The organism is Rhodococcus sp. 105337, from assembly GCF_012844225.1.
Lineage (GTDB): Bacteria > Actinomycetota > Actinomycetes > Mycobacteriales > Mycobacteriaceae > Rhodococcus.
In genome coordinates, this window is the sequence record NZ_JABAGQ010000003.1 from 181,137 (window position 1) to 201,652 (window position 20,516).

Genomic DNA, 20,516 nt, shown 5'->3' on the forward strand with positions numbered 1-20,516 from the left:
CTCCTGGGTCTCAGTCTTCGACGATGCGAAGTGCTTGGGTCGGGCAGTACTTCACGGCGGCCTCGGTGTCGCTGCGCAACTCCTCGGGCACAGGGTTTCGGAGTATCTCCACCTCGCCGTGTTTTGCGACGGCGAACACGTCGGGCGCCTCCATCGCGCACATGGCATGTCCCTGGCAGAGATCGAGATCTGCTTCGACTCTCACGGCGGACACCTCAGTCCCGGTCACGGCGGCGGTACCGGACCGCGCACGGTTGCGCGAGCTGCACCACCATCTTGGAGTGGTCGTTGCGGTAGGTGTCGGACGGCTGGGCGAGCTCGAATTCGAAGTCGCGCAGCAGAACCGAGAAGATCGCTTTGAGCTGCATGAGCGCGAAAGCCGCGCCGACGCAGCGGTGCCGGCCGGCACCGAACGGAATCCACGTCCACCTGTTGACGATGTCTTCCTGGTTGGGATCGATGTACCGGCCGGGATCGAACGCATCCGGATCGGGAAAGTCCTCGGCGATGCGGTTGGACACCGCGGGCGTCGCACCCACGAGATCGCCCTCCCGGATCTTGTATCCGGCCACTTCGAAGTCGTCACATGCCACGCGGAGCAGCAGAATCAGGGGCGGATGCAACCGCAGGGTCTCCTTGAGGACTGCTTCGAGCACCGGGATCTGGCGGAGCGCGTGGAAACTCACGTCGGCACCGTCGGCGTAGAGCGTGTCCAGTTCGTCGGTCACCTGCTCGAGGTACTCGGGATGCCGTAGCAGTTCGATCAACGCCCACGCGGCCGTGCCCGACGTGGTGTGGTGTCCGGCGAACATCATCGAGATGAAGATGCCGGTGATCTCGTCGGCGCTGAACCGCTCGTGCCCTTCGTCGTCCTTGATCGAGACGAGGACATCGAGCATGTCGCGATCCTCTTTCCCCTTCGGCGGGTTCGCGATACGGCCGGTCATGATGTCCTGCACGAGGGCGACGAGGCCACGTCGTGCTTCGTCACGCCGCCGGAAACTCTCGATGGGTGCATACGGGTCGACGAAAGCGAGAGCGTCGGTACCCTTTTCGAGGTCGTGATAGAGGTGGGCGAAGCGGTCGTCGAGCTGGTCGCGGAACTTCTTGCCGATCAGGCACGCGGACGAGGTGTAGATCGTCAGCTCGGCGAAGAACTCGAGCAGGTCGATCTCGCCTTCGTCGCCCCAGCCGGCGATCATGTCCTGCACTTCTCGGTCGATGGTCGCCGCGTGGCCCTTCATCTGTTCACCGCGCAGCGCCGAGTTGTGCAGCATCTCCTTGCGCCGCTCGGGACTGGCATCGAACACGACGCCCTCACCGAAGACCGGCTTCATGAACGGATAGGCGGCCTGCTGGTCGAGTTCCTCGTCCGCGGCACGGAAGAAGAACTCGTTCGCTTCGGCTCCGGAGAGCAGCACGACTTTCTTGTCGGCGAGCTGGAAGACGCCCACGTTTCCGCACTCGTCACGAACGCGCCGCATGAGGGCGATCGGGTCGGTCCGCAATTCTTCGAGGTGGCCGTGCTCGTGCTCGCCACCGGACACCCGTGTGGGTTCGACGATCGTGGTCATCAGGAATCCTTCTTCAGTGGGGCCTCGGGCTGAACTTCGATGAGCACGATGTGGGCGCCACGCGGTGCCGAGACGACCGCCACGGCCGCGTCCGCGATGTCCGACGCCCGGAGGAAGTACGGGTGCCGGGCGAGCCCCCATTTGGTCCAGTCGTTCAGCAGCGGTTCGAGGATTTCCGCGGGTGCCGTCATTCCGGCCGCGGTCTGTGTGGGTCCGGGACGCACCACCGACGCGCGCACTCCGGTGCCCTCGAGTTCCATGCGCATCTCCCGCGCGAGCGCTTCGAGACCGGTCTTGGCCGCGACGTAGGCGCCCATCCACGGACGTGCCACGTCGGCGCAGTCGGACCCGATGACGACGAAATCACCGCGCCGGCGTTCGATCATGCCGGGTATCACCCGGTGGGCGAGCCGCTGAGTGCCCATGAGGTGCACGCTGACCTGGAAGGCGAATCGGTCGGGGTCCATCTCGTGGGCAAGCGAGAAATCCATGTCGCCGGCACCGGACACGACGATCTCGGTGGGGCCGAGTGCGTTCTCGGCCGCGGCGACGAACTCGTCCACCGACTCGGTCGAGGACACGTCGAGCCGATGGGCGAAGGCTTCGCCTCCTTCGCCGCGGATCTTCTCCGCGACGGCCTCGCACTCGTCGACGCGGCGAGCACCGAGAGCGACAGGATGCCCGAGTTCGGCGAGGGCGTACGCGGTGGCGGTGCCGATACCGGAGGACGCTCCGGTGACGATCGCCGGGCGACGAGAGGGGTGGGGTTCGAATCTAGGCATGTCGATCGGTGACCTTCATGGGCAGGGCGGCGAAGCCTCGGACGTTGGTGGAGTGCACACGCTCGCATCTGTCGAAGTCGACCTCGTAGTCGGCGACCCGGCGTGCGAACTGCCCGAGCGCGATGTTCGCCTCCAGTCGGGCGAGGTGCGCGCCGAGGCAGAAGTGCACGCCCCCTCCGAAACTCGCGATCTTCTGGGAACTGCTCCGGCCGATCCGGAACGTGTCGGCATCGTCGAACACCTCCGAGTCGCGATTGGCGGACCCGATGAGCAGGAGCACCTTGTCACCGGCGCCGATGGTGGAGCCGTGCAGGTCGATGTCCTCTGCGGCGGTGCGCGCGACGAGTTGGCTCGACGTGTCGTACCGCAAAGTCTCCTCGACCCACTCCGGAGCCCGGTCGGGTTCGGACAACACCCGTCGCACTTCCGTCTTGTTGTGCGCGCCCCAGAACATGGCGTTGCCGAGCAATTTCGTGGTGGTCTCGTTGCCCGCGACCACCATCAGGAACATGAATCCGATGATCTCGTCGTCCGACAACCGGTCGCCGTCGATCTCCGCACCAAGCAGAGCCGAGGTCAGATCGGAGGTTTCCTTCGCGCGGCGCTCGGTGATCATCTGTGCGTAGTAGCCGACGAGATTCAAGGACGCGTCCATGGCGGCGACGGGGACGTCGAGAACGCCCTCCTCGCGGTGCACGACGAGGTCGGCGAGCCTGCGGATCTCGGCGCGATCGGACTTGGGAACGCCCATGAGTTCGGAGATCACGTCCATCGGCAGCTTGCCGGCGACCTCGGAGATCCAGTCGAACTCCCCTGCCCCCAAAGCGGGTTCGAGGTATTCGAGGGTGAGTTCGAGTATCCGGCCTTCGAGATCCGCCACACGGCGCGGCGTGAAGCCCTTCGAGACCAACTGGCGCATCCGCATGTGTCGCGGGTCGTCCATCGCGAGAAAGGACATCACCTTGTGGGCGTTGGGCCCGTACGCCGACGGATCCAGCGAGACGCCGTTGGCACTCGAGAGCCGGGTGCCGTCACGGAACGCCGCAACCACGTCGGCGTGGCGAGACAACGCCCAAAATTCCAGGTCGGGGTTGTAGTACAGCGGCGCTTCCTCGCGCAGCCGGCGGTAGGTGGGGTACGGGTCCTCGTGGAACGAGTAGTCGTACGGGTTGAAGGTCGGCGGGTCGAGCGATGAGGACTCCAGGGAGGCCTGAATCATGGATCACTCCAGTAAAAGTCGGGCTGAGACTTCCAACCTGTCGGCGAGCTTTTCGTACGTGCCGTAACCCATACCGGCGCGCACGAGGGCACCGGCGTAGAGCAGTTCGAGTGCTTCGAGTTCGTCGGGGTCGGCGCCGGGTCCGAGCGCGGCGGAGAGCCGCTCCCGGATCTCGAGACCGATTCGTGCCCGCAGATGCTCGACGTCCGGATCCTGGCCGAGCAGCGCGCTGGTCACCGCGGCCGCCAGTTCCGGTTCGCCGGCCATCAGCAGCGCGATCCCCCGGAGCACTGCCGACACCCGGTCGGCTCGGTTCCCGTCGGCCTGCCCCGGCGCCGGCTCGACGGCCGCCTCCGTGGCGAGCCGCCGCCAGAACACCTCGGCGACGAGATGCTCTTTCGACGAGAAGTACGTGTAGGCGGTCGCCGGTGCGACACCCGCACGGGAGGCAACCATCCGGACCGTCAGTCCTGCGAATCCCTCTTCGCGCAACACCTCGACCGCGGCCTGCGTGAGGCGCTGCACGGTATCGGCCTGCCTCTCGGTCAGACGGCGGCGAGTCGATTCGAGATTCACATTTCTGGACACGTGTCTGGACATTACTACGGCAGGTCGGGTCCGGCAATGCCGATACTGGGCGGTACGCACCGAATTCGTCACCCGCGCGGGTGGATCCGCACGGGCATGGCCTTGACCCCGTTGATGAAGTTGGACCTCAGCCGTCGCACCGGCCCTGCGGATTCGACACGGTCGAGGCGCGTCGCGAGCGTCTCGAACATCACCCGCAGTTCCAGACGGGCGAGATGCGCTCCGACACAGAAATGGACCCCGCTGCCACCGAAGGCGACGTGCGGGTTGTGTTCCCGGCCGATATCGAAGACCTGCGCGTTCTCGAACACGTCCTCGTCGCGGTTCGCACTGGGGTAGTACACGACCACCTTGTCGCCGCGCTCCACCGCCTGGCCACCGATCGACGCCGGACAGGTGGGGGTGCGACGGAACGCCACTACGGGAGTCACCCAGCGCAGGATCTCCTCCACCGCGCTGTCGATCAACTCGGGCCGGTCCTGGAGTCTGCGCCATTGCTCGGGATGGTCGATGAAGGCCTGCATACCGCCGGTGATCGCGTTGCGGGTGGTCTCGTTGCCCGCGATCACGAGGAGCACGAAGAACATGTCGAACTCCACCTCGGACAGCGTGTCGCCGTTCTCGTCGGGACGAACGAGCGCGGAGACGATGTCGTCGCGTGGCTCCGCTCGCCGTCGGGCGGCAATCTCGTTGGCGTACAGGAAGACCTCTGCTGCGGCGAGCTCACCGTCCTCCTGCGTGCTCCCGTATTCGGGGTCGTCCCAGCCGATCATCCGGTTCGACCACTCGTAGAGTTTGCCGACATCCTCGGTGGGTGCCCCGAGCAACTCGGCGATCACCTCGAGCGGCAGCGGCGCCGCCACCGTCGGCACGAAGTCGACGACGGCACCGTCCCGTCCGGCTTCGACGACCTCGTCGACGATCCGGTCGCACACCTCTCGGATGTGCGCCTCGAGCGTCTTGACCATCCGCGGCGTGAAGCCACGACTGACCAGTTGCCGCAGGCGGGTGTGGTCCGGGGGATCGAGATTGAGGAGCATCGCGGCCTGCTTGAGGCGCGTTTCCTCGTCGAAGTCGTCGACCTGGGTGGTTCCCAATGCCGACGAGAACGTGCTGCTGTCGCGGGAGACAGCGACGACGTCGGCGTGCCGGGTGACGGCCCAGAAACCGGCACCCCCCTCTTCCGGCTGCCGCGGCACCGGGCAGACGCGGCGGAGTTCGGAGAAGTACGCGTGGGGAATCCCCTCGAGGTAGAGATCGGGGTTCTTGAGATCGATGCGGGAGGTGGTCATGCCCTTACCCTCGTCCGGATATACGAATGTGTGTCGCACTTAAACTACAGATCTTCGTTTGATGCGGAAGACCCTTAGACTAAGTTCATGGCACGCGACAATTCCCGGCCCGTCCGGCGGCGCACCCTCACGCGCGAGAAAGTTGTCGCCACAGCGCTCGACATCGTCGAGGAACTGGGCTGGGAGCAACTCACGATGAGCACCCTGTCGGCTCGCCTGGGCATCGTCGCGGCCTCGCTGTACAACCACGTGCGCAATCTCGACGACGTGCGGTCCGCCGTCCAGGTCCGCGCCATGACCGATCTGGGCCTCCACCTGCGTGAGGTGGCGATGGGCCGGAGCGGACTCGCCGGCCTGCGTGCCTTGATCGATGCCCACCGGGCATGGGCCGTCGAGCATGCCCGACTGTACGGCGCCCTGACCGCCGCACCGGTCGACCGCGACGCGCTCGTCGGCGCCGCACTCGACGCGAATGTCGCGCTGCGGACCATGCTGTCCTCGTGCGGAGTCCCGGCCACCGAATCGCTCGAGGTCGCCATCAGCATGTTCGCAGCGCTGCACGGCTTCGCCACGCTCGAGGGGAGCGGATTCCTCGGTGACGAACTGGACCTCGACCAGATCTACGACACCGTGGTGCGGGGCGTTCTGGCAGGAGTTCCCGCCACGGGCACGCACACGGGCTGAGCGAACCGTAGGCTGAATACGGCCGTTGTCGGAGGGAGGGTCCCATGGCAACCATCCGCTCCCTCGGAGATCTGGTGTCACCGCTCGGCGGCACGATCAACGTGGCGAACGTGATCATGCAGTTGGCTCTGCCGGGGGTTGGTCAGGGTGTCGTCGACAGCGCGGTGGACTCCGGTCGAGCCGACCTGCATCCGGTGAAACGCGCCCGGACCACCGGCGCATATCTGGCGGTCGCGGTCTTCGGCAACGACGACGATCGTGCGTATGTCCGGGAAGCCGTGCGCCGCATCCACTCCCAGGTCACGTCCGCTCCGGGAGCCCCCGTTGCGTACAGCGCCAACTCTCCCGTGCTGCAGTTGTGGGTCGCGGTGTGCCTGCTCACGTACTTCGTGGACCAATACGAATTGCTGCACGGGCCGCTGAGCGAGGACGAATTCCGGCGCGTACTGCGCGACGGCGCGAGTCTCGGCACCACCCTCAACGTTCGCCCGGAGTCCTGGCCCACCACGCGGGAGGAGTACGACGAACTCTGGCGCGCAGGCGTGGACAGCATCTCGATGAACGACGACGTCCGCACCTATCTCACCCACCTGGCGGAACTCAGTTTCCTCGAAGTACGGCTGGGACGCCTCGGCCGGGTCATCCACCGCGTGTTCGGTCGTTCCTTCGAGTTCGTCACCCGTGGAGCACTCCCACCGGAGTTCCGGGACGTCATGCACTACGAGTGGACCCTTGCGGACCAGCGCAGATTCGATCGCTATCTGGCGAACCTCCGCACGATGCATCGGTGGACACCGTGGGTGTGGCGACTGCCGTGGCAGGCCTACCTGCTCGACATGCGACTGCGGCGCCGCCTCGGCCTGCCCGTGTTCTGATCCGCGCGCCGCGGCGCCGGCAGTACGGACGAACCCCGGATCAGACGAACCCGGCGATCTCCTCCGGCGTCCACGGCGGAGACGTCTCGTGGTCGCGCCAGGCGAGCAGGTCCGGCGCCTGCTTGCCGAACCGCCCGACGAAACACCCGGACCCGGCGAAGATCCCGCCCGTCGACGAGGACAGCGCACTCGCGAGAAACACGTAGAGGGGTGCCACGTACTCGGGCGGAGCCGGATTGCGGGACGCCTCGTACGCCACGTCGTCGAGCAGGCCCCGCTCGTGCAGCCGCGTGAGGTGCCGCGCGTAGTCGTCTCCCGTGGACAACCGTGTGCGTGCTCCCGGGCACACGACGTTGGCGCGCACGCCGTACTCGCGCAGTTCGGCCGCGATCGCCAGGGTCAAGCTGTTCACCGCGCCTTTTCCCGCGGGGTATCCCGTTCCGCCGTAGTCGCCCAGAAATGCGAACGACCCCGTGTTGACGATCGCACCGCCGCCTTGTTCGACGAAGTACGGAGCGAGGACCCGGCACGTCCGGAAGGTGCCCGTGAGATGTGCGTCGATCAAGTCGTGCCACTGACGGTCGTCGATGCCGAGGATGGACGAGCCGGCCGGTTCCGCGGTACCGGCGCAGTTGACGAGCGCGGCCACCGACCCGAATTCGGCCAGTGCGGTGTCGAGCAGTCGTTCCGCGACCCCCGGTTCGGCGGCAGATCCCGCCACGCCGACCGCCCGCGCCCCGGCTGCCACCATCTCGTCCACGGTCGTCTCCACCGCACCGGGGTCCCGGCCGTTGACCACGACCCCGGCCCCTTCCGTCGCGAACCGCTGGGCGACGGCACGGCCGATCCCCCGGCTCGACCCGGTCACGATCACAGCCTTGCCGGCCAGGCCGGTCGAATTCGGCTCTCCCATAAGTTCTCCCGTTTCGGCCATTGCGTCGTACAACTGCCCGAACTATAGTCCAGACACCTGTCCAGAACCGAGGGAACGTCTGATGACACTTCGCCCCACCGACAGCTCCACACTCCTGATCGACGGAAAGCTCGTACCCGGCAGCGGCGGCACCTTCGAGGTGTTCGACCCGAGCACCGAAGAACTGCTCGGAAAGGCCGCCGACGCCACCGCCGCCGACATGGATGCCGCGATCGAGGCCGCACGACGCGCGTTCGACGACACCGACTGGTCGCGCGACCACGCGTTCCGTGCCCGGTGCCTCCGGCAGTTGCGCGACGCGCTGCGCGGACACATCGAGGAACTGCGCGAGATCACCATCGCCGAGGTCGGGGCTCCCCGCTTCCTCACCTCGGCCGCCCATCTCGAAGGTCCCGTCGACGACCTGCTCTTTTTCGCGGATCTCGCCGAGAACTATTCCTGGAAACAGGATCTCGGCAACGCCGCGCCCATGGGCATCCCCACGCATCGCTACCTGCTCAAAGAAGCCACCGGCGTGGTCGGTGCGATCACACCGTGGAACTTCCCGCACCAGATCAACTTCGCCAAGATCGGGCCCGCGCTAGCCGCGGGAAACACCGTCGTTCTCAAACCCGCCCCCGACACCCCATGGTGCGCAGCCCTGGTCGGAAAGATCCTCGCCGAGGAAACCGATTTTCCGCCCGGGACGCTCAACATCGTGACCTCGAGCGATCATCTCCTGGGCGCACAACTGACCGAGGACCCGCGCGTCGACCTGATCTCGTTCACAGGTTCCACCGCGACCGGCCGATCCGTGATGCGGTCCGCCGCCGACACCCTCAAAAAGGTGTTCCTCGAACTCGGCGGCAAATCGGCGTTCCTCGTGCTCGACGACGCAGACCTGCGCAGCGCCTGCTCGATGGCCGCATTCACCGTGTCCACGCACGCGGGTCAGGGGTGCGCCATCACCACCCGGCTCGTCGTCCCCCGCGACAAGTACGACGAGGCCGTGGCCGCCACGGCGAAAACGATGCGTACCCTGCGTCCGGGCGACCCTCGCGACCCCGGCACCGTCTGCGGACCGTTGATCTCCGAGCGCCAGCGTGCCCGCGTCGAAAGCTACCTGCGGCTCGCTGTCGAAGAAGGCGGCACGATCGTGGTCGGAGGCGGCCGGCCGGCCGAACACGCACGCGGGTTCTTCGTCGAACCCACTCTGATCTCCGGTCTCGACAACCGATCCCGGACGGCGCAGGAAGAGATCTTCGGTCCCGTGCTCGTCGTGATTCCCCACGACGGGGACGACGACGCGGTGCGCATCGCCAACGACTCCCCCTACGGCCTGTCGGGCGCGGTATACGGCACGGATCCCGCGCGCATCGCCCGTGTCGTCGCCGGGGTGCGCACCGGAACCCTCGGCGTCAACGGCGGCATCTGGTACGCGGCCGATGCCCCGTTCGGCGGCTACAAACAGTCCGGAATCGGCCGGGAGATGGGCGTCGCCGGCTTCGAGGAATACCTGGAAACCAAGCTGGTCGCGGAGCCCGCGAGCTGATCGCCGCACCCTCACAGAATCGAAAGGACCGACAGCATGGGCAGATTCACGGACCGCACGGCGATCGTCACCGGTGCAGCACAGGGCATCGGCGAGGCATACGCCCGCGCGCTCGCGGCCGAAGGCGCGAACGTCGTGGTTGCCGATCTCGAAGCCGAACTCGGTGAGCAAGTCGCCAAACAGATCATCACCGACGGCGGCAACGCGACGTTCGTGCCGGTCGACGTATCCGACCCGGTATCCACCGAGGCACTCGCGGCCTCGACCGTCGAGAAGTACGGCCGCATCGACCATGTGGTCAACAACGCCGCCATCTACGGCGGCATGAAACTCGACCTACTGCTCACCGTGCCCTGGGACTACTACAAGAAGTTCATGAGCGTGAACCTCGACGGTGCCCTCAACGTCACCCGCGCTGTATGGCCGCACATGTCGGCCCACGGCGGGTCGATCGTCAACCAATCGTCCACCGCCGCATGGTTGTACTCCGGCTTCTACGGACTCGCCAAAGTCGGAATCAACGGACTGACCCAGCAACTCGCGGTGGAACTGGGCGGGTCGAACATCCGTATCAACGCGATCGCACCGGGCCCCATCGACACCGAGGCGACCCGCAGCACCACACCCGCGAAGATGGTCGCGGACATGATCAAGCATCTGCCGCTCAAGCGAATGGGCACCCCCGACGACCTCGTCGGCATGTGCCTGTTCCTGCTCTCCGACGAGGCGAGCTGGGTGACCGGCCAGATCTTCAACGTGGACGGCGGACAGGTGATCCGCTCGTGAACACTCCCGAGAACATCAGGATCGGGTACGTCGGGCTCGGCAACATGGGCGCACCGATGGCTCGACGTCTCGTCGGCCGTCCCGGCGGGCTCACCGTCCTCGACACCCGCGCCGAGGCCGTCGCACCGTTCGTCGACGCGGGGGCCACCGCCGCGGCGGACCCGGCAGAACTCGGTGCGTCGTGCGATCTGATCTCGGTGACCGTGCTCGACGACGCGCAGGTACGCGAGGTCGTCGCGGGCGGGAACGGGCTCCTGTCTACCGCGCGACCGGGAACCGTGATCGCGGTGCACTCGACGATCTCCGACACCACCGCCACCGAACTCGCCGCCGAGTGCGCCGAGCACGGGGTGGATCTCGTCGACGCGCCGGTCAGCGGTGGCGCACCCGGGGCCCGCAACGGCACGCTCGCCGTGATGGTCGGCGCGACGGACGAGGCGTTCGCCACGGTTGCCGAACCGTTCGGGCACTTCGCCGAGGTCGTGATCCACGCCGGTCCGGTCGGAGCGGGCACCCGCATGAAATTGGCGCGCAATCTCCTGCACTTCATCTCCTTCACCGCCGCGACCGAGGCTGCTCGGCTCGCGGAGGCAGCTGGGATCGATATCGCGGAACTCGGCAAGGTCGTCCGCCACACCGATGCCATCACCGGCGGCGCCGGAGCCATCATGTGGCGTGACAGCACGTCCCGTCTCGACACGGATGATTCGTGGTACCCGATCTTCTCGCACGTCCGCGACCTCGGCGAAAAAGACCTGTCGCTCGCTCTCGAGCTCGGCGAGCGCCTCGGGGTCGAATTGCCGCTCGCAACAAGGGCATTGGCCGGACTCGGGCCCGGACTCGGTGTCGGTACCGGCAGCGCCGCCCATTCCTACGCCAGCGAGGAGCACGCATGACCGACGACACCCGCCGCCGCGGACTCGAGATGATGACCAAGGTCTACGGCTGGGAGATGCAGGACGGTCCGGGAGACCACTTCGCGGTGACAGCAGACCACCTCTTCGCCGACATCTGGTCCCGGCCCGGACTGAGCATCCGGGATCGCAGACTGCTGCTCCTGGGCGCCCTCACCGCGCAAGGACTCACCGATGTCGCCGAGATCCAGATCGGTGCGGCTCTGCACAACGAAGAACTGGACGAGGAGCAACTCAAGGAAATCGCGCTGTTCCTCTGCCATTACGTGGGGTGGCCGCTGGGCACCAAACTGGATTCGACGATCGGGAGCGTGCTGCACAAGCGGCGCGCATCGAACCGGTCGTGAGCGCCACCGGCCGGGCCGCTGCGACCCCCGAGTTCCCGGAACTCGGGTTCTACGGCCTCGCCGGGCACTCCCCCGAACCTCGCGACCTGCTCGACGAGGTTCGTCACGGTGAACAACTCGGCCTCGGGTCGGTGTTCCTGTCCGAGCGATTCGACACCAAGGACGCCGCGGCGCTCGCCGGTGCGGCCGCGGCGGTGAGCGAGACGATCGGAATCGGCACCGCCGCAACGAATCCTCACACCCGGCATCCCCTCGTCACGGCGACGATGGCGACGACCCTGCACCGATTGAGCGGGGGCCGGTACGCCTTCGGCCTGGGACGCGGATTCGATGCACTCTTCGACCTCATGGGCCTGCCGCGCGTCACGTCCGCCGGGCTGGAAGATGCAACCGAAATCCTGCGCGCGCTCTGGAACGGCGAGGCGGTCGCGGGGCACGACGGACCCGCCGGAGCGTTTCCGTATCTACGCCGGATCTCCGAAGGGTCCGACCGTATTCCGATCCTCATGGTCGCGCTCGGCGACAGGACCCTCGACCTCGCCGGACGAATCGCCGACGGCGTCGTCCTGCACACCTTCTTCACCGACGCCGCCGTCGCCCGTGCCGTGAAGATCATCCGCGACGCGGCTGCGGCGGCCGGGCGAGACCCCGCCGCAGTGCGGGTCTGGTCGGTTCTCGCAACGGTCGAGGACTCGATCTCCGGAGACCGGCAACAGCGGATGCTGGTCGGCCGTCTCGCCACCTACCTGCAGGGATACGGCGACGTCCTGGTGCGAGCCAACGGATGGGATCCCGGCGTGCTCGGGCGGTTCCGCGACGATCCCGTCGTGCGCGATCACCGTGGACCGTTCGATGCGGCCGGCAGCCCCGCGGTTCTGCGGCACGTCCGCGCCCTCCTGCCGGAGGAGTGGATCGCTGCCTCCGCCACCGGAACCGCCGGACACTGCGCCGCGCGCATCGCGGACCAGTTCGATGCGGGCGCCGACAGCGTGATCCTGCACGGCGCAACCCCGGCGGAACTCGCACCCGTGGTGGCAGCATGGAGCACAGTACGCACGCCGGAGAACCACTCGCGGCTGCCCGCCAATCCCGGATGGAACGCCCGATGATCTCGCCTCCGCCCGACCCGGCCCTGATGCTCGACGTCGACGAGCTGACCCCGGAGCGATTGGGGGCTGCCCTCGGAAGCGCGGTGCGCTCGGTACGGTCCGAGCCGATCGGGACCGGCCAGATCGGCCGGTGCCTGCGGCTCACGCTCACCGGCGACGAGATACCGGCCTCGATCGTGGCAAAACTTCCCGCGGCCGATCCGGGAACACGAGCGATGCTGGCCGGCGCCTACCGTGGCGAAGTCCGGTTCTACACCGACATCGCAGACTCGGTGTCGGTCTGCGTGCCGGTCTGCTATTACGCCGCACTCGGCGACGGCGGCGATTTCACGCTGCTGCTCGAAGATCTCGCGCCCGCACAGCAGGGCGACCAGGTCGCCGGCTGCACCCCGGCGCAGGCGCACGACGCGGTGCGCAACCTCGCAGGTCTGCACGGGCCCCGCTGGTGCGACCCGACCCTCCTGGAACTGTCGTGGGTCGGCCGGACCGGCCAGGACGAAGCGCAGGTGCTCGCCGAACTCTACGGCCCGGCGCTGGAGACGTTCGCGCACGATCTGGGTGAACACGTCTCGAGTCGAGATCGCGCCACACTGCGCGACTGCGTCGAGGTCACGGAGCGGTGGATCTGCGCACGACCGGAACGGTTCGCACTCGTGCACGGCGATTACAGGCTCGACAACCTCCTGTTCCCCCCGGTCCCGGACACGGGCGTGACCGCAGTGGATTGGCAGACACTCACAATCGGGCTTCCCGCCCGCGACCTCGCCTATTTCGTGAGCACCTCCCTGACCCCCGAATTGCGACGGGAGCACGAGTGCGACCTCGTGGCGACCTACCACCGGGCACTGCTCGGTCACGGAGTCGAGAAATACAGCCTGACGGACTGCTGGGACGACTACCGTTTCGCGATGCTCCAAGGCCCTCTGGTTGCTGTCTTCGGCTGCGCGTACGGCACTCGCACCGACCGTGGTGATCGGATGTTCGCAACGATGGTCGCCCGGGCGTGCACCGCGATCCGCGACCTCGACAGTCTCACCCTGGCGGCCCACACCTCCGGCTGAGGCAGCGTCTCGGTAAGGTTGCCCACCGGACACCGCAGTTCGCGAACGGACGGAGACCCCGATGACCCGCACCAGCTTGCCCCGTGAGGTAGTCGAACTTGCCGAAGCCACTCCGGGTTTCATGCCGGAGGACGAAGGAACTGCGCTGCACGACGTGGCTCTGCGTTACCTCGGCGACGGGGTCGGCGTCGAGATCGGCACCTATTGTGGCCGGTCGACGGTCTACCTGGGCGCGGCGGCGCGATCGACCGGGGGCACGATCGTCACGATCGATCACCATCGTGGTTCCGAGGAACACCAGCCCGGATGGGAGTACCACGATCCCGCGCTGGTCGACGACCATACCGGCCGCATCGATACCGCCGGACGGTTGCGGCACACACTCGCCGACGCGGACCTCGAATCACACGTCGTGGCCGTGATCGGCACTTCGCCTCGGGTGGCGGCATTCTGGCGCACGCCCGCACGCTTCGTCTTCATCGACGGTGGACACAGCAGCGCCGCCGCCCAGGCCGACTACGAGGGATGGTCACCGTGGGTGGAGGTCGGTGGAGCATTGATCATCCACGACGTCTTCCCCGACCCGAAGGACGGCGGCCGGCCGCCGTACGAAATCTACTGTCGCGCTTTGGAGAGCGGGGAATTCACCGAGATGCCCGCGACGGGAACGCTGCGCGTGCTCGAACGCACCGGAGGGACCGTCGGAGTCCTGCCCGGTCGCTAGAGCAGCGGGGCGGCCGTCAGACCAGGACCGGGCAGTTCTCCGTGCAGCGGTCGGCACCCGCGACGTGCGTGGGTGCCGCCGCGTCCCGGAAGACCCCGTTTCCCCGTGTCGTCCGCGACAGTGCGTCGGCAGCCAGGATCACCGCCGCACTGGTCCACGAACTGACCTCGACCGGCCAGCGTTTACCGTCGCTGTAGACGAGGCCGGTCCAGTACGAGCCGTCGGGGTCACGGAGATGCTGCATGGCAGCGAACAATTCGTGCGCACGCGCGCTGTCGCCCAGGCAGTCCAGCGCGAGGACCAGTTCGCAGGTCTCGGCGCCTGTCACCCACGGACGGTGGTCGACGCAGCGAATTCCCAGGCGGTCGACGACGAAGTCCGACCAGCGTTCCCGGATCCGTTCGTGTGCGTCGGGTCCGCGGACGGCACCGCCGAGGATCGGGTAGTACCAATCCATCGAGAACTCCGGCTTGGGAGTGAACACCTCGGGGTGCCGTCGCACGGTGTGTCCCAGCCGGAACGACGCCACTTCCCATTCCGGCTGCGGGTCGCCGACGAACTCGGCGAGACGCATTCCGCACTGCAGGCTCTGGTGGATACTCGAACACCCGGTCAGCAGTGCTTCGTCGAACATGCCGCCCGCCCCGCGGGCCCAGGAGATCGAACCGTCCGGACGTTGCATGTCGACGACGAGATCGAGTGCTCGCCGGACGGTCGGCCACATGTGTTCGACGAAGTTGCGGTCGCCGGTGACCAGATGGTGGTGCCACACTCCCACCGCGATGTAGGCGGTGAAGTTGCTGTCGACGTCCTCGCCGTCGGCCACTCCCCGATCGAACCGGACAGGCAACGACCCGTCGGGCCGCTGCGTGTCCCGGAGCCAGTGGAAAGCGGCATCCGCTTCGTCGCGCAAGCCCGTCACGGTCAGCGCCATCGCCGACTCGACGTGATCCCACGGATCGGTGTGGCCGCCCGGAAACCACGGAATCGCGCCGGAAGACTCCTGCATCCGGGCGATGGCCCGCCCGGTCGCGAGGCACTGTTCCTGGGACAGCACCCCCGGCACGGAGGGAATCATCGGCAGGCTGGTATCACTGGGCGGCACCGGAAGCACCCGGTTTGCGGAGGTAGAACACCACGCTCTTGCCGATGACCGGATCGAGCAACTTCTCGGCGGTCCTCGTGATCCACGGACCTTTCATCAGGTCCCACACCAGCATCCGGTGGTACGCCTTCGTCAGCGGGTTGTCGTTGTTGTCGACGCCCACAGCGCATTTGAGCCACCAGTACGGAGCGTGCAGGGCATGAGCGTGCCCGGTTCCCGACACCTTCAGACCGGCGGCAGTGAGCTTCGCCGCGAGTTCGTCTGCCTTGTAGATGCGCACGTGTCCGCCCTCGACTTCGTGGTACGCGTCGGACAGCGCCCAGCACACCTTCTCGGGGAACCAGCGCGGCACCGTCACCGCGGCGACGCCGCCCGGCTTGAGCACCCGCACGAGCTCGGCGATGGCGCGTTCGTCCTCGGGCACGTGCTCGAGGACCTCCGAGATCAGAACGATGTCGAACGACGCGTCCTCGTACGGCAGTGCGAGCGCGTCACCGACCTCGGCGCGGGCGAGAGTTCCCTCGGGGACCTGGCCCTCGAGTTCCATGGCAACGAACATGTCGGCAACCGCCTTCATGTCGTCGGCACTGCGATCGAACGCCACCACATCCACGCCGCGTCGATACAACTCGAAGGAGTGCCGGCCGGCGCCTGCTCCGATATCGATGGCGCGTTGCCCGGGCTCGATCCCCAGCCGGTCGAAGTCGACGGTCAACATCAGTTGGTCCTTCCTTCACGTGCGGCGATCGCCTGCTCGTACACGCTCGCGGTCTGTGCAGCCACCGCGGCCCAGCTGTACCGGTCGAGCACTCTCGCGCGGGCCTTCGCTCCGAGCTGCTCCCGTGCGCCGGGATCGTCGAACAGTCCGGCCAGCGCTCCCGCCAGTTGTGCTGCGTCTCCGGGCTCCACGAGGACGCCCGCGTCACCCACCACCTCGGGGATCGCTCCGGCGCGACTCGCCACCAGCGGTGTGCCACACGACATCGCTTCCACTGCCGGCAGCGAAAAGCCCTCGTAGAGTGAGGGAACCGCCGCGACTTCCGCAGATGCAAGCAGTGCCGCCAGCTCGGCGTCCTCGATTCCCGAGACCGTGCGCACCACGTCACCGATGGCAAGGGCGTCGATGAGCCGCTCGGTGGCCCCTCCCGGGGCCAGTTTCGAGACGAGGACGAGTTCGACCTCGCGCTCGGTTCGCAGTTTCGCGACGGCCTCGAGCAGCGTCGGCACTCCCTTGAGCGGAGCGTCGGCGCTCGCGACACACACGATCCTGCCCGCGACCCGGGGCGTCGACGGCGGTGCGAACAGTTCCGTGTTCACGCCGAGCGGGATCGTGTGGATCCGATCCGCCTCGATCCCGAACGCCGCACGGATGTCGTCGGCCGAGTTCGCCGACACCGTCAGCAGGGAGCCGATCTTCCGGGCCACCCGCTCCTGCATGCGGAGAAAGCCGTACCAGCGGCGCAAGGTGAGCTTCCGGCGCCAACTGCTCGCCGACGCAAGATCGAGTTCGCGATCGCGGGTGATCGGATGGTGGATCGTCGCGACGAGCGGGAAGTGCTCGGCGATCTTCAACAGCCCCGATCCGAGCGACTGGTTGTCGTGTACGACGTCGAAGTCGCCGAGCCGGGTGCGCAGAAGCCGGGCAGCACGCAGGCCGAACGTCCGGGGTTCCGGGAAGCCCGCCGTCCACATCGTCGCGACCTCGAGGACATCGATGAGATCGCGGTACTCACCGGGACGGGGCGTACGGAACGGATCGTCGTCGCGATAGAGGTCGAGACTGGGGACCTTGGTGAGAGTCACCCACGGATCGAGTTCCGGATAGGGCTGACCGGAAAACACCTCCACCGTGTGACCCTGCGCGACGAGTTCGCGGCTGAGATGCCGCACGTAGACCCCTTGGCCCCCACAGTGCGGCTTGCTCCGGTACGACAACAGAGCTATGCGCACATTCCACCTCGGGTTGGTTCGAACGGACGTGGACCGGACGGACACCTGGCCGTCGGGCCGCGTAGAGCACCCTAGAACAAGTTCCGTCGTGTCACGATAGCGGCACGAACCGGATCGGACCGTCCGGCGGTATGCGAGTGGGACGGACGACGACAAGGCGAAGGCCCGGTATCCGTAGATACCGGGCCTTCGCCTGATGCGACCCTGACGGGACTCGAACCCGCGACCTCCGCCGTGACAGGGCGGCGCGCTAACCAACTGCGCTACAGGGCCATGAAAGAACCCCAACGGGGTTCCCATAGCAGGACCCACCGCACGCGGTGGGTCCTCGATATGTAATTGAGCGGTTGTCTGCCGGACAACCTCTGTGGCCAGGGCCGGGATCGAACCGGCGACCTTCCGCTTTTCAGGCGGACGCTCGTACCAACTGAGCTACCTGGCCGGACGGCACCCGAACCGAATGCCAATCGCTTGCGTTGAGCGACCCTGACGGGACTCGAACCCGCGACCTCCGCCGTGACAGGGCGGCGCGCTAACCAACTGCGCCACAGGGCCATACATATTCAGTTCTTTCACCAAAGTACTGCACACTTCGACATAATCGAAGCGTACCCCCTACGGGATTCGAACCCGCGCTACCGCCTTGAAAGGGCGGCGTCCTAGGCCGCTAGACGAAGGGGGCCCGATCGGATCTCTCCGAACCGCACCCTCAACGGGTTTGGCGTTTCCGTTGGGAGCTTGGACAGCTTATGCCACGGCATTCGAGAATCACAAATCGCCAGGTCACGCCACTATTCGGTGTTCGGACGGGCACTCGGCCAGCCACGCTCGCGCCACCGCGCGAGCCAGTCCTCGGACGCTGTCGCTTCCAGGGGAATCTCGAGGCAGCTCTCGAACCGTGAGCGCACATCCACACCCGGCGCGGTGAGGTCGGCGAGATAGCGCTGGCCGGCGAGCGACGAACCGACGGCGCCGACGAACCGCCGCAGATCCACGCCCGGCCGGAACAGCCCGAGTTTCTCGGCCTCCTCCGCCAGCCGGTAGCCGGCATGCCCCCACACGGAGGTTCCGCGCAACTCCGCCTCGTCGGCGAACTCCGGGTCGATGACGAGACGGAACTCAGCCGCGATGATGACATCGTTGTGGAGCGCCTCTCCCAAATCGCAGATCATCCCGTGGAGCCGCTCGAAGGGATCGAGCTCGGAAAAGCCGACCCACCTGTCGACGATGGCGCGGTAATGGTCGAGCCCCTCCTCGAGTACCGCGCGCGCAAGGTCTTCCTTCGACTTGAAGTGGAAGTACATCGCGCCCTTGGTGGCGCCCGAGTGCTCGAGGATCAGATTGATCGACGCCGCGGCAAATCCCCTCTTGGCGAATTCGGCGGCCGCCGATTCGACGATCGCGGCCCGAGTACGCCGGGCACGCTCCTGCTGTAGTGGCATGGGGAATACAGCCTTCCGAGTACCGGTCAATTCCCCCCTTCAGTCAACTTTAGACTGCTCCGGCACGTCAGGGGGCAGGTAGCCGGAGCGGGAGCACCCGTTCTCGCGGGACGGCCCGGGACGGCTTTCCGGCACTGCGCCCGAGAACACACCGGGTGGTATTCTTTTTCCGGCTCGGGTGCGAAGCAGGGGGTGAGCACCCGAGCCGTTCTGCTTTCACCGGGTCCCGCGCACCACGGGAGGGTGTCGAAACCGGAGCCGAGCGTCCGATACCATCGAGACGCTCGATGTGGTTACATTGTGCGCCCACGCCCCTATAGCTCAGTTGGTAGAGCTACGGACTTTTAATCCGCAGGTCGTAGGTTCGAGCCCTACTGGGGGCACCACGCGCGACCCGGCGTTCGTTTCCGAACGCCGGGTCGTTTCGTTTTTCGTGGCGCCCGGAGCCGGAACAGCGTGCCCGTAACAAAAATCACGACGAAACGGATCAACGAGACATGAGAATTCGCGCTCTCGCGCTCGCACCTGCTCTGGTACTCCTTGCCGCATGCGGAGGAGGGGGCAACACAGCAGAGTCCGGGTCCCCCGCCGGTGCCGGGTCCGAGGTCGACTGGAACTACATCCGCGCACAGCACAGCGACACGCTGGCGAACATCTCGTGCCTCAGCGATGCGACGTCGTCCGCTGTGGACTGCAACCGGGAGCGCTCCGAGAGCCTCGCCTCGCTACGCGCGGACGTCGAACGACTCCCCGACGGTGCGTCGAAGAACGACATGCTCGGCAGCATCGACCACTGGGACGAGAAGTACGGCGAGTACACCGCCAAGGAATGCGTCGGCACCGTCGACACGACCCTGCTCCCGTGTGCGCTCGACGAGAGCCTTCTCAACGTGAACATGCTGAGCATCGCGTCCGCCGCGAAGAACTCGGCAGGCTGATCGGATACGGGGCGATCAACTCCCGGATCGGTGAGCGCCCGGGGGTACGTCGTCCGGGCCGGTCCCCAGTTCCTGGGCAGCCCGGCGCCGCTCTTCTTCACGCTTTTCCTCGAGCCGCTGCCGCTCGAGATTCTCGCGCACGCGGTTGAGGTCGCGCCCCCGCTTGCGGTAGCGGTTGACGGCGACGAAAAAGATCACGCACGCCAGGGCCCCGACGATCGCGCCCACCAGTGACGCGCCCCGGAACCCCGGCGCGTCGACGTCGAGGATGCGCTCACCGGCGTGTGCGGCGTTGCTACCACCGAGCACGATGCTCAGGGTCATGAGGTTGGGGAGCGCGATGACCAGCGCCGCCACGGCGAGCAGGATCTGGAGAACCCGGTGATGCTTCCATCGCCGGACCTGCCAGATACAGGCGAACAGGACGAGCGGGATCGCGGTACAGAGAAGACCGAAAGACAGCCCCCACAGAATGCCGCGGGCGAATCCACCCTCCGCGAGGCCGGCGATCCGTTGCGCCCACCATCTCGGGACGAATGCGGCGAGCACGAAATACGCAATGACGAGCACGGCCAGCGTGACGACGACGACGAGCGTCTTCTTCGCCCACGGAGGCAAACCCTGCCGTGTCTCCTCCGACCGAATACTTGCGTCCGACATC

The 20,516-nt window shown here is 66.8% G+C and carries 22 protein-coding genes and 5 tRNA genes; 11 read left to right on the forward strand and 16 right to left on the reverse strand.

Annotated features, from left to right (window positions below):
- Nucleotides 1-10: 10 nt before the first annotated feature.
- The 6 genes from HF886_RS07250 to HF886_RS07275 form a co-directional block, all read right to left on the reverse strand.
- On the reverse strand, nucleotides 11-205 hold the full coding sequence (locus HF886_RS07250; RefSeq protein ID WP_169621244.1) for a ferredoxin: 195 nt from the start codon (nucleotides 203-205) through the stop codon (nucleotides 11-13).
- A 10-nt stretch (nucleotides 206-215) separates the two neighbouring features.
- Nucleotides 216-1,574 carry a cytochrome P450 gene (locus tag HF886_RS07255; RefSeq protein ID WP_169621245.1) on the reverse strand — a complete coding sequence of 453 codons (1,359 nt, stop codon included), beginning with the start codon at nucleotides 1,572-1,574 and terminating at the stop codon, nucleotides 216-218.
- Nucleotides 1,574-2,356 carry an SDR family oxidoreductase gene (locus HF886_RS07260; RefSeq protein ID WP_169651931.1) on the reverse strand — a complete coding sequence of 261 codons (783 nt, stop codon included), beginning with the start codon at nucleotides 2,354-2,356 and terminating at the stop codon, nucleotides 1,574-1,576. The genes HF886_RS07255 and HF886_RS07260 overlap by 1 nt, the downstream gene beginning before the upstream one ends.
- Nucleotides 2,349-3,575, reverse strand: coding sequence for a cytochrome P450 (locus tag HF886_RS07265; protein WP_206036964.1), 1,227 nt, complete (start codon nucleotides 3,573-3,575; stop codon nucleotides 2,349-2,351). The genes HF886_RS07260 and HF886_RS07265 overlap by 8 nt, the downstream gene beginning before the upstream one ends.
- A gap of 3 nt (nucleotides 3,576-3,578) precedes the next feature.
- Nucleotides 3,579-4,151 carry a TetR/AcrR family transcriptional regulator gene (locus HF886_RS07270; RefSeq protein ID WP_169621414.1) on the reverse strand — a complete coding sequence of 191 codons (573 nt, stop codon included), beginning with the start codon at nucleotides 4,149-4,151 and terminating at the stop codon, nucleotides 3,579-3,581.
- An 80-nt stretch (nucleotides 4,152-4,231) separates the two neighbouring features.
- A complete protein-coding gene (locus HF886_RS07275; RefSeq protein ID WP_169651932.1) occupies nucleotides 4,232-5,455 on the reverse strand; it encodes a cytochrome P450 in 1,224 nt (407 codons plus the stop codon).
- Nucleotides 5,456-5,542: 87 nt separating this feature from the next.
- On the opposite strand from HF886_RS07275, the gene HF886_RS07280 reads away from it, so the two are divergent.
- Together HF886_RS07280 and HF886_RS07285 are read left to right on the forward strand one after the other, a co-directional pair.
- Entirely contained in the window at nucleotides 5,543-6,139 is a 597-nt protein-coding gene (locus tag HF886_RS07280) for a TetR-like C-terminal domain-containing protein (RefSeq protein ID WP_169651933.1), read from the forward strand.
- Between the two features lie 44 nt (nucleotides 6,140-6,183).
- Nucleotides 6,184-7,014: an oxygenase MpaB family protein gene (locus tag HF886_RS07285; RefSeq protein ID WP_169651934.1), complete on the forward strand. Its 831-nt coding sequence runs from the start codon at nucleotides 6,184-6,186 to the stop codon at nucleotides 7,012-7,014.
- Between the two features lie 40 nt (nucleotides 7,015-7,054).
- On the opposite strand, the gene HF886_RS07290 is transcribed toward HF886_RS07285, so the two are convergent.
- The gene (locus HF886_RS07290; RefSeq protein ID WP_169651935.1) at nucleotides 7,055-7,927 is read right to left on the reverse strand and encodes an SDR family oxidoreductase; all 873 of its coding nucleotides are present in this window, start codon (nucleotides 7,925-7,927) and stop codon (nucleotides 7,055-7,057) included.
- A gap of 82 nt (nucleotides 7,928-8,009) precedes the next feature.
- Between HF886_RS07290 and HF886_RS07295 the strand changes: the two genes are divergently transcribed.
- From HF886_RS07295 to HF886_RS07325, 7 genes are all read left to right on the forward strand, one after another.
- A complete protein-coding gene (locus tag HF886_RS07295) occupies nucleotides 8,010-9,479 on the forward strand; it encodes an aldehyde dehydrogenase (protein ID WP_169651936.1) in 1,470 nt (489 codons plus the stop codon).
- A 36-nt stretch (nucleotides 9,480-9,515) separates the two neighbouring features.
- Nucleotides 9,516-10,265, forward strand: coding sequence for an SDR family oxidoreductase (locus HF886_RS07300; protein ID WP_169651937.1), 750 nt, complete (start codon nucleotides 9,516-9,518; stop codon nucleotides 10,263-10,265).
- On the forward strand, nucleotides 10,262-11,161 hold the full coding sequence (locus tag HF886_RS07305) for an NAD(P)-dependent oxidoreductase (protein ID WP_169651938.1): 900 nt from the start codon (nucleotides 10,262-10,264) through the stop codon (nucleotides 11,159-11,161). The genes HF886_RS07300 and HF886_RS07305 overlap by 4 nt, the downstream gene beginning before the upstream one ends.
- Entirely contained in the window at nucleotides 11,158-11,526 is a 369-nt protein-coding gene (locus HF886_RS07310) for a carboxymuconolactone decarboxylase family protein (protein WP_169621254.1), read from the forward strand. Before HF886_RS07305 ends, HF886_RS07310 begins: the two co-directional genes overlap by 4 nt.
- Nucleotides 11,523-12,635, forward strand: coding sequence for a TIGR03857 family LLM class F420-dependent oxidoreductase (locus HF886_RS07315; protein WP_169651939.1), 1,113 nt, complete (start codon nucleotides 11,523-11,525; stop codon nucleotides 12,633-12,635). The genes HF886_RS07310 and HF886_RS07315 overlap by 4 nt, the downstream gene beginning before the upstream one ends.
- Complete coding sequence (locus HF886_RS07320; RefSeq protein ID WP_169651940.1) at nucleotides 12,632-13,696, forward strand: phosphotransferase; 1,065 nt, start codon at nucleotides 12,632-12,634, stop codon at nucleotides 13,694-13,696. The genes HF886_RS07315 and HF886_RS07320 overlap by 4 nt, the downstream gene beginning before the upstream one ends.
- Before the next feature lie 61 nt (nucleotides 13,697-13,757).
- On the forward strand, nucleotides 13,758-14,420 hold the full coding sequence (locus tag HF886_RS07325) for a class I SAM-dependent methyltransferase (RefSeq protein ID WP_169621257.1): 663 nt from the start codon (nucleotides 13,758-13,760) through the stop codon (nucleotides 14,418-14,420).
- Nucleotides 14,421-14,436: 16 nt separating this feature from the next.
- Here the strand turns inward: HF886_RS07325 and HF886_RS07330 are convergent, their stop codons facing one another.
- The 8 genes from HF886_RS07330 to HF886_RS07365 all read right to left on the reverse strand — a co-directional run bounded on the left by HF886_RS07330 (nucleotide 14,437) and on the right by HF886_RS07365 (nucleotide 18,917).
- Nucleotides 14,437-15,498, reverse strand: a complete 1,062-nt coding sequence (locus tag HF886_RS07330) for a prenyltransferase (RefSeq protein WP_169651941.1) — start codon at nucleotides 15,496-15,498, stop codon at nucleotides 14,437-14,439.
- Between the two features lie 13 nt (nucleotides 15,499-15,511).
- The gene (locus tag HF886_RS07335; RefSeq protein WP_169621259.1) at nucleotides 15,512-16,243 is read right to left on the reverse strand and encodes a class I SAM-dependent methyltransferase; all 732 of its coding nucleotides are present in this window, start codon (nucleotides 16,241-16,243) and stop codon (nucleotides 15,512-15,514) included.
- Complete coding sequence (locus tag HF886_RS07340; RefSeq protein ID WP_346765313.1) at nucleotides 16,243-17,520, reverse strand: glycosyltransferase family 4 protein; 1,278 nt, start codon at nucleotides 17,518-17,520, stop codon at nucleotides 16,243-16,245. The genes HF886_RS07335 and HF886_RS07340 overlap by 1 nt, the downstream gene beginning before the upstream one ends.
- A gap of 154 nt (nucleotides 17,521-17,674) precedes the next feature.
- Nucleotides 17,675-17,748: transfer RNA gene (locus HF886_RS07345), tRNA-Asp, on the reverse strand.
- 95 nt (nucleotides 17,749-17,843) lie between these two features.
- A tRNA-Phe gene (locus tag HF886_RS07350) sits at nucleotides 17,844-17,917 on the reverse strand.
- A gap of 39 nt (nucleotides 17,918-17,956) precedes the next feature.
- Nucleotides 17,957-18,030 (reverse strand) — tRNA-Asp (locus HF886_RS07355).
- A 54-nt stretch (nucleotides 18,031-18,084) separates the two neighbouring features.
- Nucleotides 18,085-18,157, reverse strand: a tRNA-Glu gene (locus HF886_RS07360).
- 109 nt (nucleotides 18,158-18,266) lie between these two features.
- Complete coding sequence (locus HF886_RS07365; RefSeq protein WP_169651943.1) at nucleotides 18,267-18,917, reverse strand: TetR/AcrR family transcriptional regulator; 651 nt, start codon at nucleotides 18,915-18,917, stop codon at nucleotides 18,267-18,269.
- Nucleotides 18,918-19,227: 310 nt separating this feature from the next.
- On the opposite strand from HF886_RS07365, the gene HF886_RS07370 reads away from it, so the two are divergent.
- Together HF886_RS07370 and HF886_RS07375 are read left to right on the forward strand one after the other, a co-directional pair.
- Nucleotides 19,228-19,303, forward strand: a tRNA-Lys gene (locus tag HF886_RS07370).
- A 111-nt stretch (nucleotides 19,304-19,414) separates the two neighbouring features.
- Nucleotides 19,415-19,855, forward strand: coding sequence for a hypothetical protein (locus HF886_RS07375; RefSeq protein WP_169621091.1), 441 nt, complete (start codon nucleotides 19,415-19,417; stop codon nucleotides 19,853-19,855).
- A gap of 15 nt (nucleotides 19,856-19,870) precedes the next feature.
- Here HF886_RS07375 and HF886_RS07380 read toward each other — a convergent pair whose 3' ends face one another.
- The gene (locus HF886_RS07380; protein ID WP_169651944.1) at nucleotides 19,871-20,515 is read right to left on the reverse strand and encodes a hypothetical protein; all 645 of its coding nucleotides are present in this window, start codon (nucleotides 20,513-20,515) and stop codon (nucleotides 19,871-19,873) included.
- Nucleotide 20,516 lies beyond the last annotated feature (1 nt).